Genomic DNA, 13,301 nt, shown 5'->3' on the forward strand with positions numbered 1-13,301 from the left:
TTGAATGACAAAATAATTCATCATAAGACAATCATTATAATACTGTCATAAGGTTATACTTACGACAGTATCATTAGTATCAAACAATTAAAATGCAGAATTGCTGCTTAGACGTTGGTTCTTACGTGGGTCTTCACGTTTGAATAAGTCTTCATCGAACTTGAAGCGCAATCTAAAGTAAGCACCTTGCTGAGTACTGTCGTCATAAGCAATATCTTCATCTTCAAAGCCCATGAAGTTATAACCAAGTGATAACCAAAGGTTGGTCATTGGGCTATAACCCACTTCTGCACCAAGCATATAAGCCAAGTCATTTGCCTGATCATTCCAGTAAGTACCTGCTTGTAACCCAATATCCCAGCGCTCACTGATGTCATAAAGACCGCGGCCATAAACAGCGTGAGCCGTGTTATCGCTGGTTAAGCTATTTGCTTCGTATTCTGTATACTTACCAGCATAACGTCCAGACAATGTTAAAGGACGCGTAGGATGGTAATTACCATTCCATGACCAAACCATAGTGTCTTTTTGATAAGCGTCATCGCCAGTATTATTATCATCTAAACGATATTCAAATTTTGCAAGCATATCTAACTGATTGCTATCGTAGTCACGATACGCAGCACCTAGCTGAAAACGATTGATAGTGCGATCACCATCACTATAGTCAGTGCGTGAGTAGATGTCTTTGGCTAAGAAGGTAACCTCATCAGTATAGCGATAGGCGATACCAGCACTACCAAGTAGCGTATCACTTGTTTCACCCCAACGTTTTTCAAAACGTCCCGATGCCTTATAGTTCTCTTTGGCAAGATATTCAACACCGATACCTGCCGCTGTTGCAGTGTTGCTTTCTTCACCTTCCAGAGACTCGACACGCTCAAATAAAGTGTTTAAGGTTAGACCTTCTTGAACATACCACTTGTTTTTTAGACCAATGGCTGCTTCTGCTTCGCGTGCACTGATGGCATCGCGCATGCGGTATTCGCTATAAACCTTACCATCTTTCATGTAAGTGGCATCAAAACCAACAGTGGTACGTTGACGCTCATCTGTATCATCAAGACCATAAGTACCAGATAGGCTATTAATCAAATCATGACGTGCGTATAGTCGACCTAGATTTCCGAGCGGTGTCTCACCACCGATAGAAGTTGCATTACGTGAGCTGTTTTCGATATCTTGCTCATACTCTGCAAATACCAAGCTATCATTCAACTTAGGTAGACGAGAGGTAATACGAGCACGAACAGTCGTACCTTCAATATCTTCTTCAGCGTTACTAACGCTGCTCAACGCTGACTGATTGATAATGTCATCATTAAACAGAGTGTCGTCTGTAATATCTACAACGTCTGTCGCGGCTTGAGTATTACGTGAGGCAGCAGTCGCGTCTTGTTTGTAATAACGAACCCCAATTTCACCAACGATGTTTTCACTTAAACGATGCTCAACGCTTGCTTGCACGCCTTCGCGGCTAGCGTCAGTAGTATGCTCTTCTGTGCGTATGCCTTCTAACTTAAGAGCAGTTTTCTTATCATTTAGAGTATGAGTAACCTCTACACCAGATTCAGTACGTCCAGCAGTAAGCGGTGATGCACCAGTGACAAAACCTTCATCAGCATCATTATAATAAGCTTTAGCTCGTATATTTTTCTTATTATCAAAATCAAGCTCAATACGTAGTGCGTTACCTTCAACATCACTATCAGTCAGTTCTGTCGCGTTGATTTGATTACTTGACTGAAAATTTGGGTTTTCAGCTTTGTTCATCGCAAATTCTGCGACCAGCTTTAGCTTATCATTGAATTTAACAACACTATTAACACTAGCCAATTCTTCTTTGTTCATTGGGTCATCGCTATTTAAATAGCTACCACCGATGGCGACTTTATTCGTTAGTTGCTGCTTCGCTGCAATACCACCGACCAAATAATCTTCACCACCTTCATCAACTTCGACAGTGACACGGATATAGATAGGATTGCCTTCGATATCCTGACTAGCAATCGGTGCCGTCAAGAATAAGCTGCGGCTGATAGGGTCAATCTCATAATCAGCAAAGCGAGTAAGCGTCTCACGATTGATAATCAACCCAGGGTTGTTGGCATCACGAGTAATAACTTCAACCGTTTCAGAGTTTTCTAATACCGCATCGAAGTCTTCAGCCAATGGATATGGGCCTGAAATGCCCAAACCGCGGGTCTCATTTACCCGTTGGCTAGTACTGGTTTCTGCTAAAAAGGCAGTAACGCGAGTATTGCTATCTTCAAATTGAGCTTTGAGACCAGTTAATATACGGTTGTATTGACCAAGTTTGATACCTTCGTCGTCATCAATCTGAGTTTTCAAATCACCATACATAGCGAACGAACGACCTTTATCAAGGCGCACGTAAAGCTTGCTAGTAGACTGTGCGTCGAAGCCTTTAGCTGATGAGTCGCCATAGACAGGATAGTATTCGCCCGGCTCGATATCACGGAACAAACGCTCGCCTTTTTTATCACTATCATAAGCAAGCGTTAGCAGGTAGTCACCGCGCACTTTTCCTTTTAGGAACATTGCGGCACGACCAGAAGCTGTGTAATCGTCATTACCAGAAAAGTCATTTAGCTCTTGCTCAAATGCACCTTGAGCATCGGTAATGCTGCTACCATCAAAGTCTTTTAGTGAAATAGCACCTTCTACAATACCAACAGCAAGTAGTGGACGTAGTTGAGCAGTAAACTGTAACGGAATGGTTTGTTTGCTGCTACCAGTGTCAATTACTAGCTCGCCCTTACCTGGTACGCTAGGTGCAGTTACGGGTATTAATAGCTCACCACCAGATACGATTACTTGAGTACCAGATTGGTCTTTACTGCTATCCTTTAGATTAACTCGGCCGATATTCGTATCGATAGTAATCGGAGTTGATGCAATATATGGACGACCATCACGATCTTTTAGACTAATGACTACCTGATATTCACTAATACCGTCAGCTGGTACTAGATTTTCCTGAGTTCTATAGTCGATAGCTTGTAGATTGTCGGGAGTTAATACCTTGATAGTTTGCTCAGAGATGACCTGACCATTTATGTCCGTTGCGACACCACGCAAGGAGTTTTTACCACGTTGTAAATCAACAGCATAGTAATCGAAAGCTACAACACTCTGCTTTTTCTGCTCAGCAGTTTTACCGATCTTTTGTTCTGGTACAGGTTTGCCATTGGCATACAAGGTGAAAGTTGAGCCTAATGGTGCTTGAACCTGGACCATTTGTTTATACGTGCTAAGCTGCTGACCTTCATTTAAGTTAATGAAGGTAACATCGTTATTAGCCACTTCTTTTAAGTATTCTTCGAGCTCTTTTTCTACTGGCGGGGCAACAGTGGTTACCGTCATATCAATACGGTCATCTGCTAGATTGACCATGTCATTAACGATAGCTGAATCACAGTTGTTGCCGATATCTAAGTCGCCATTAATATTACAGCCACTAGCATCTACATTATCGGTAGTGTCGGTATTATAATCAGGCTCTAAAGTCAGCTCAGTTTTCACCGCTTGCTCAAGAGCATTATTCTTTGCGCTAATGCTTTTGCTACGGGTAACCAACTCTTGATTTAAGCGTTCAGTACTATCAGCCATACTACTAACAATTGCAAAGTCTGCACGATGCAATTCGCCGTATTTCAAATCAACAAAACGACTACCGGCATCACCAGCATTGCGATTGCTTTGGGTAACCAGCTCAGTTTCTCTAGGGATAGTAGTACGATCGACCTTTAGTACGTGTGTTTTGGCGCTGATACCGTAGAAGTTATATTTACCTTCAGGATCAGTTACGATGAAATTGCCGTTCTCCATATAGATACGTACACCAGCGACACCAAGCTCGCCGTCTTCTTTTTGCTGAATACCATCGCGATTGATATCATGATAGACCTTACCGACGATAATACCATCAGTATTCATAACGCCGCGGCTTACTTCTATAGGCCACTGCGCTTCCAATGAAGCTAAGGTGTTGTTGTTTTCGTCACGGCCATGGGCAGTTGCGCGGTTGATGCCATCCCCACCTAACGCTGATGATCCGATAAGTACCCGATAAGTAATGTTTTTAGTTTCGCCTGCAGTGAAAGTACCTAAGTTTAGTACTTGATATTTGCCTTCTGCCTTAAACTCAGTCGTTTGTGCTTGATTGATATTGAGATCAGAACTCGGGCTAACACGGACACTGTTATCGACATAATCGAAACCGCGTGGAAGCGCATCTTTTAATTCAACATTGTAAACTGGTACTTTGCCATCGTTAGTGACTTTGATTGTATAATTGACATAATCACCAAACTCTGCGGCTTTTACATCACCTTCTTTTTCAACTTTTAAAGTAGATGAGTTATCTACAATAGCGACATTGCTACTAATATTGCCAGTAATATAGTCTAAATCAGACTGATTTGGTTGTTCGTTTAAGTCTACTGACGGTGCAATACAGGCATCTAAACTTACAACTAAATCATCACCTTCTCGTGTTTGAATAATCTCATCATCGATAGCGTTAGCATTGTTTTGAGTCGATGCTGATAAGTGATATTTTCCCGTATTATTGCCTGTTTCTACAGCTTTTAATGAATAACTGTCTCCAGTTTTTGGAGATTTTATGGTCACCCATACTTGATCAGGTTTTTCAGGTTGTACATTACATTGTGCATAACTGGCTTTCACGTAGACTTTTTCGCCGACTTGAGAAGTTCCAGCAGTATCATTGAAATCTGCATTGGTAAATTTAATACTAGGTTCTACGACGATCAGACGATCAGTTGCAGATGCCGTCACTGACTCATCATTGACAACTATTGCACCGATTTTTATATCAGCAATGTCGCCATCATTGACATCAGAATCAAGAAGGGCTTGGATAATAAGCTGAATACTCTCGCCTTGACCAATTTTTATTTGGCTTGGGTCGGTAAGCGCCAATTCGTTGTCATCAATAAGGCCATTTTTATTAATGTCTTGATAAACTTTGAAGTTAGATAGAGTACTTGAGTAGTCATAACTCAAAGCGATGGTCTCGTCATACGTACCATTGTTAGATAAAATATTTACCCATTCAACAGTTTTACCACGCGAGATGGTCTGTAGTGAGGGCTGTGTAAGACTAACATCGTATAGTGGTAGAGAAAGAGATTTAAAACTAACTTGATTTGATGTACCACTTTGTTGAGTTGACTCAATACTATAGTCAATTTGTGCAATATTATTAATAGTCGTAACACCCTTGCCAGTTTCGGCATGGGTAGTGTTTGCTTGCATAAGTAGGATCGAAGCAGCTAGCGCAGTCAGTGCACTTGCGCGATAGCTAGGGTTACGAGACGAAGATACAACTTGACGCATAATCGGTAATCCTACTTGTGAAAAAAAACAAAGTGATCTTAAGCTTGGCTGATAAGGTTTGGGCAGCGGAGTTTTCCTAGCGCTTTACTAAGAAAACTCCTATAAAAAGAGCCACTAATCTATTTATGGCGTTACAGTAGCACCTGCCTGCGATATTTTGGCAGAGAAATAGATAGTACCGACCTCTTTCCCAACTAGAGTTCCAAACGTACCACGAATTATTTGGCCAGAAATGTTTGACGTTGCAACTGGTGAGTTGTTTGATGTCTTAGACGAAAAATCACTTTGATAAGTCAGCTTGTCGACTAAAGTATCAGTCAAGGCGATATTCGTAACACTCTTATTACTAAAGGTATTGGTGGCTTCTAGTCTGTAATAAGCACATTGTCCAGCTTTGGCAATAACTTCAGAGTTGACCCAATTGGTAATAGTACTTGGTGCCGTACCACAGTCAGCAGCGGCCTGGAATTTGAATAAATCAATGCCTTGCATGGTGGTGGTCGATGTTGTAGAGATATCATCTGTAGGGGCAGGGGTACCGTCTACCACCGTCTTTGGTAATACTTTGACAGTAATAATTTCAGACTTGCCAATATCACTGTCTTTGCCATTGTTACTACCTGAGCCATTAGTATCGACTAAAACACCGATATTGACTGACTGACCAGGAGCTAAACCTGCAGTAATAGCATCATTTAGGTCGTATTCACCTTGTGCATTCGCTGTCAATACGGTTTCACCAGTATCAAGAACACCATTGTTGTTAGTATCTACAAACACTTGGGTTGTCGTAATCTGAGTAATATCTGTTACAGGCTTGACTGTGAATAAAACCTCGCCTTTCGCATCTGCTTCAGTAATATTACTACCTTCGTTTTTAATAACATAGGTATAGCCATTAGCGGTACTTTGTAAAGCGACTTCTTTATCAAGGCCAGGACTAATAGTAATCGCACGGGTCTGCTCTTGAGCAGTCACTGTAGCAGCAGTGTTGTTGTCTTTACCGATCGTAGGTTTAGTTGGATCTTCGTAGTTATTTTCGCTTGTAGCGGTGTCGTTTGCATCACCCGAGCTATCCACAAGGTCAAATATGCCATCACCATCGGTATCATCTTTTACAACAGCGTAGTTGACAAAGTTACTACTAGTGGTAGCACCTGCAGCTTTCTTGGCACGGAATTTGATTGTTATAGTATTGCCTTGAGCTATATCTTGGCCAGTTACAGTAATTTTTTTGCCATCAGCAGAAATGACAGGAGTCACATTGCTACTACCACCAGTTGTGGTAGGTGCTAGATAATTTGGTTCACCAGATTTTATAGCAACCAAACCATTCGGGAGGGCATCTTCGATAGTAACGGCAGTACCATTAGCAGTACCTTGGTTTTGGACGGTAATCGTATAATCAACATATGCATTATCATTGTTTAAATCAATGACTTTGGTACCTAGGTTGGTTTGTGCTGATTTAGTAATGGCATAAATAGGTGTTACAGTGACAGCTGTATCTGTGTTAGTAGCCGTGGCAGTCTGACCTTTACCCGTTAAATAGGCACTAGTAGCTGTAACATCTAAGATGCCTGTATTACCAATTACTCGCGGTGTATTTGTATCGGCAGCAGCATTAACGATAATAGTAGCAGATTGACCTGGTGCAAGTTGTATATTGCCCCCATTAGCTATAGTAACTGGGCTACCTACAGGCGCGCCGTTAGCATCCAGTTTTTGATAAGTAATTGTACTATTTGCAATATTGTAGTTGAAGTTATCGCCTGCTTCATTCGCAAGATTAATTGTATAAGTATCAGTGACGTTACCTTTGTTCGCTAGCGTATGTGTAAAGTCGACCGTTGCACCTGTTTGTGGATTAATCTTAATATTTTCGTTGATATCATCAGTAGGAGAAGCACCACCAGTTGCAAGCAAACTAAATGCACCTGTTTCAGTAACATTAATAGTTACTTCATTTGATTCAGCTTTTTGTTCAGCAGGGTTGCCAGTAACATTATAAGTAGCTGTTGCAATGTTTTTTACAGTAAATGCTTGTTCTTGATTATAAGAGACACTGGTAGCTGCATGGGCGGCACCCATTGCAGTGACGATACCAACAGTTAATATTGAGTATTTAAATAAGTTAGGTTTCATACGGTAAATCTCCTAGAGGTATTAAATGAAAAGTTCTAAAAGGGAACTATTCAACAATGGTATTGAGTGACACAGCAGCAGATTTTTTTGCTGGTAACAATCTGATGTTCCAACGCAAAGTGCGATATTCAGAGTATGGTACTTTTACCATTTTGCCATCGACTTTGCGCATTAATGGAATATCAGCATAATTCTTACCATCGATGCTAGCTTGAGCACTGGCTGGGGTTACTTCACCGTTGAACGCCATGTTAGTAGGAATAGGAAGGGTTACGGCCAAGTCATTGATATCTTGGTTTACCGTATTAGTATAGGTCGCTTTATACTGAACTACAGTACCTGTAGGCGCTGTACTGACAGGTAAATAGCTTACTTTCCCTTCTGCATTTTTGACAACTTTATTAGCGGTCAATTCCATTTTTAGCGCATTTTCAGCATGAGCAACGCTCAATAACGACACAGATGCTACGATAGCAAATAAGCTGATACGTAAAGCGTTAAAGATTTTCATATTCTATTCCTTGCCTAACCATATTTGTCAGTAAGATTTTCATTTATTATTTAATAAGCAATAAATGTGCCAAAAAAATATATAGCAGGCTACAAAATTACATAACAATAAAATAAACCTTTTATATTTACATTATTACAAACGAATTACAGTTAGTCATTAGATATATGATAAGTGGTAGATTAGAAGAGTTTAATGGCTTAGATTTAGAGAAATTAATACCTATGAGACATTTTTAAAAGATTTATAAGCTCATTTTGCTCATATGTTGTATATGTTTATGTCAATAACATGATGAATACAGCTACGTTTAACAGAGAGAATTATTTTGATAGGAGACTATACGAAAGTATTTTAAATAGGGTAAATATAGAATAGATAAGAAGTTTTTAGAAAGCTTACGAAGCTTAGGATTATCGGAAAGTAGCGTTATCTGAAAAAGTAAGCTCTGGTTTAAAGATATTCAAACCAGAGCATCATTTGTTAACCTTTTAAGGATAGGCTAAACATTTACTAACTATGAACTTACCTTAGTAGAAAAAATCAAAGTACCTGAAGCTCCACTAGCAAGGGTTGCAAAAGTGGTAGAGACTTTTTGAGCATCGCCAGTCCCTGTCAAACCAGTATTACTAGCACCTGTAGATCCAATAGCATTGTCTTGATAAACAGCTTGCACTCTACCGGTGGAATCCTTCCATTGACTGGTCGAGTCAGACACAACCACATTGCTCAAACTTGTCGAAGTAAAGGTGTTGGTTGCTGTAATTTTGTAGTAGATACAGTCACCTGGTTTGCTATTGAAAGTTGCTGTCGAGTTAGAACCTAATGTTCCTTCATATGCGCTAATTGTACCAGTACAGTCGACTTGTAGTGCTAGCTGTTTTAATAACGTTAGACCTCTTACATTAGTCGTATCAGTAACTGATGGTACGGTAGGAGCACCATTACCACCGGCCGTCAATGTAACGATAGAGGTTTCAGAGCTTCCGATAATAGCATTAGTCGAAGTCATGCCGTAATTGATTGCGACTGTACCACCCTTTGCTATCCCGCTTGGCAGTGTAGTGCTATTGATGGTATATATACCATTGGTAGCTGCCAGTGTGATTGGCGTTCCTACTGTGCCGCCTGGCGGTGTATAAGTAATAGTAACAGTGCTATTAGGCGCAACCGCTGCATTATTACCGCCATCAGTAATGGTGAAAGTCAAAGGGTTAGTATTAGTACCTTCAATATCTTGACCATTGTTGACGATGTTGGTTTGATGGGTGACCTGATTCGCCCCTGAGGTAGGTGCGATCTCTCTAATAGTAGGGTTGTTTAAAACAATAATACGATTGGTGAAATTGATAGTCGAAGTGGTGTCTTCGCCAGCGCCATTTGCCGCATCAGCAGTACTAGGGATTCTGGTAACATCATTCGTTGTAACTGTACTATCTAAGATATCGTAGTCGGTAGTTACAGTTGGATTGGTTGGCAGTGGACCAACAGCACCAACGAATTTGTCATAAATAATTACGTTATTAGTTGCTGAGCTGTTAGCAGTGGTATATTTGGTCTTATCAACGTTGACCTTGAAGCTAACAACTTGATTTGCGCCAACCGTTAGGCTAGTTACTGACACATCAATGATCTGTCGATCATCACTCGTTCTACCACTAGAAGTAACTGATGCACCATTCGCTGTAACGGTGCCAGACAATGTCATACCCACAGGAAGTACATCTCTAATAACAAAACTAGTTGCATCTGCACTATAGGTAGTCGTAGCATTAGTCACTTTAATACTATAATCGATTGTAGGCGCTGAGGCAGTTAGATCTAACGTAGTACAAGGGACACTAGAACCACACGTAGCTGTTTTTTCTATCTTAAAAGTAGGTAATCTGACCAAAGTTTGGTTTTCGTTAACTAACGCAGGTTTAGCTGCGTTAGAATTAGTAAAAAAGCTACTTGTGGCTGTTAAGGTACCTACACCTTTATCATTACCATTGCGAGTACTAGGAGTTGCTGCTGCATAGCTAAGGTTCGCCCTGTAAGTTGGTGGTAGTTTGATAGTTCCACCGTTACTTAGTGTACCAGTTTGATTTTGTCCAGCAGGCAGCGCTGTGACTTGGGCTGCTGTTAAAGCGGTACCATCATTTTGTACAATAGTATAGGTGATCGCATTTGATGTACCAAGAGCATAATCTGGGGTGGCAGTCGTGATAGTAGGGTCATTGAGACTCGTTGTATTAACCGTATAGGTATCTGTTACGTTACCCGTATTGGTTAAAGCATGCGTGAAAGTGGTTGTGCCACCTGGAATAGCCGTTTGGTTGATGGCTGTATCAGGATCATTATCGTTATCTATAACTAATGATACCAATGAAAAATTTGCTGTCTCAGTTACGCTTACCGTCACCGTGTTAGATTCGACGACAGGCTGAGCTACCGTACCGATACTATAACTTGCAGACGCTTTGTTATTAATCGCTGCCGCTGGAGCGCTGACAGCAGTGGCAGTAGCAGCATTTGCTGTATTCAAGCTCATAAAGGCTGCGATACTGATAGGTAATAGACTATAGTGAAAACATTTTGATTTCATAGAGATTCCAAATATAAAGTAGATTTTTACTAAGCTAATATGATGAATCGGGATTTCAGTAAACGTTTCATGACCTCTGATCGTTATTTTTAGTCTTTCAATGGTCACTGAGTTTGTGGCTCATGTTGTAAAAGTATTTGCAATTAATGTCGCAAAAACTATTGACGCAGCCAATGTATAAAGCTCGAAATACTTCACATTCTTTTCTTTGTATAGGCGCTAAAACTGAAGTATTTTTCTATGGAATCATAATCACAAATCATCTACAAAAAGTCACTATTAAAACGACAAAAGGTGATTTGGACTATCTAAGTGGTAATATGTCTCAATTGGTAATTGAGTATAGAAAGAAGAGTAAAATCTTTGGAGAGCAATAATTAGAGCGAAAAGAAGCCTATCTAGTAAGTGTTCCAGATAGGCTTCTTAATTCGGTTTTATTGAGTGGTACCGTATCTGGTATTGAAGTAAAAATCACGTTTGGTTCTTGGGCCTAAAACGAAGGTTTTAGTTTTTACTTCACCATTGGCTCCAATTACTGGATTATCACTAGCAGTATAATCAATTGTAGAAAGTGCTGGATTAGCAAGTACGGATGTTACAGTAGCACCGCTGACGCCCTTTTGTTGCAAGGTATCTCGCATAATAAAATTGTCAATATTCACATTGGCGCGATTGGTAGCAGAAATCTTATAAGCAATACATCGACCAGGTTCAATATTGCTTATAGTTGCTGTACTAAAACCTGTATTGGGCGTACTAGTTTCACTGATAGAGGTATAGGTTAGGGTAGAAGGACAATCATTTAGATATTGATATTTTCTTAGTACTAAAGCAACATTTTCAGCAATCACTCTACCGAAGTTATTATTTGGGTAGTCATAAGTACTTGACGAAAAAGCTATCGTTTTACTGCTATCGTTAGTGCGCAAAGGGTAGGTGCTGCCTGTACGCTCCTCTATAAGACAAAGGTTACTAGTATTACCATTTAAAATATTACTTGATACGCTGATTTGGTACTGACCAATGGCTGCACCACTTCCTGTTACTGCCTGTGTGCCATATATAGTAGAGGTGTTAGCACAGTTGACAAGTTTGACAGTACTACCGCTAATACCAGTTTCTGAAGCAGTAGGGTTGTATACACCATTAAAATAGTTCGAGTTATTTGCGTAAATACCGTTCGTAATATCGGCATTAGTTGCACTTGCCTGAGTTGCTGTGATACCACCATTGTCATCAAAAACTATACCTGAAAACGTATAGGTTGAGGGGGTATTAGTAATCGTACATGTAATTTCATCACCATAAGTGACGTTACTAAGCGTGAATGAACGAGTTTTAGCTGATGCATTATAGGTCATCGCAGAGCTAGGCATAATGGTCGCACTACCTGTAGTTGCGTTGTTACATGTATAAGTGGCATTGTAACTCGCTATATCGCCTAATATCGTACCATTCATTACGCGTTCAGTAATGGTATAACTTGTGCTCTCTGCTAAGGTAAGTGTTGCACTAGTACCATTTGTAATAGTTGAACCCGTACCAGTAGTGGTAAAGCTATTTGTTGCCACTGAACCACCACTAACTACGATTTCAAATTGGTCGTTAGTGTTGACACGTGTGCTACTCAATGCTTTTTTTACGATAAGTTTGGGCGGTGCAAGGCAAAAATAGAAGTCGGAGTAACCTACTGCATGGGGGCTATTTGTCTCACTTACCGTATTGTTGTGTTTTAAGTTAAGTGCAATATCAGCGAGTGTATAGTTCCAGTTGGCATCGATAGTACAGCCACCCGTACCACAGTTAAGGCCTTTTCTACCAGTAACTATATTTCTATTCGCATTAATAGTGTGATAAGTGCTGTTATACGTCAGTTGTCCGCTGTTAGCAGACACGTCAACCTGTTCGATATATGGTGTCAAAGTATTGTTGGTTACTGAGTCTATATCCTGAATCTTGTAACCTACCTTACTGGTTGGGCGGTTAATGCTCACATCCATGACATGGTTGGTTCTAGAAGTAGCGGATACTGGAGAGTTGTGAACAAGGTTTAGGGCTGATGTGGTGACACCGTTTAACGTCCCATAGAAAGGTGGCGTACCACCGTAATTACTATTCAGATCTATTACTGAAGAAAAGTTAATTTTGAATATTTTACTTCCTGATGCCTCATTAAATGTAAAAGTATTTGATAGATTTCCAGCTGTCCAATTCAAAGGGGTGCTTACTACAGGCGCAGCAGTAGTAGATGTAGGCGCACTTGCGCCAATGTAGTACATTTTATGATTAATGGGACATGATCCAGTACTAGAGCTGTCCGTTGATTCGAAATTAGCGTTAGCACTGTTGTTTAAAAACAATGATAAAAAAGCAGTTAGAATGACTAATCGGTATATAGATACACTACTCAAGTATGAATACAAACGATTTTGAGTTTTACAAAACATACTATCGCACCTTCTAATTTATGCTTTTTTAGATAACAAGCTAACTAAAAACTGTAGTTAGATTACTTCGATACATAATCTTAAATATAAAGATAAGTAAAGACTAACAATATGTTACGAAAGGTAGTTATCATATGACGAAGTGCAAATATTCAATAAATAAAATCAAAAACAGACACCCTCTTTTACAAAAGTGTCTGCTCAAATGTAGTGGTAGAATAAGCAT

Annotated in this window: 5 protein-coding genes; all 5 read right to left on the minus strand. The window is 40.1% G+C overall.

The features are described from left to right. Positions 1–87: 87 nt before the first annotated feature. The gene (locus V6252_RS01490) at positions 88–5,385 is read right to left on the minus strand and encodes an SdrD B-like domain-containing protein (RefSeq protein ID WP_341608990.1); all 5,298 of its coding nucleotides are present in this window, start codon (positions 5,383–5,385) and stop codon (positions 88–90) included. A gap of 123 nt (positions 5,386–5,508) precedes the next feature. After that, positions 5,509–7,530, minus strand: coding sequence for a hypothetical protein (locus V6252_RS01495; RefSeq protein ID WP_341608991.1), 2,022 nt, complete (start codon positions 7,528–7,530; stop codon positions 5,509–5,511). Between the two features lie 46 nt (positions 7,531–7,576). Beyond that, positions 7,577–8,041 carry a hypothetical protein gene (locus V6252_RS01500; RefSeq protein ID WP_341608992.1) on the minus strand — a complete coding sequence of 155 codons (465 nt, stop codon included), beginning with the start codon at positions 8,039–8,041 and terminating at the stop codon, positions 7,577–7,579. A gap of 517 nt (positions 8,042–8,558) precedes the next feature. Continuing rightward, positions 8,559–10,574: a hypothetical protein gene (locus V6252_RS01505; protein ID WP_341608993.1), complete on the minus strand. Its 2,016-nt coding sequence runs from the start codon at positions 10,572–10,574 to the stop codon at positions 8,559–8,561. Between the two features lie 488 nt (positions 10,575–11,062). Next, a complete protein-coding gene (locus V6252_RS01510) occupies positions 11,063–13,075 on the minus strand; it encodes a hypothetical protein (protein ID WP_341608994.1) in 2,013 nt (670 codons plus the stop codon). Positions 13,076–13,301: the final 226 nt, after the last annotated feature.

This window comes from Psychrobacter proteolyticus (assembly GCF_038155145.1).
Lineage (GTDB): Bacteria > Pseudomonadota > Gammaproteobacteria > Pseudomonadales > Moraxellaceae > Psychrobacter > Psychrobacter proteolyticus_B.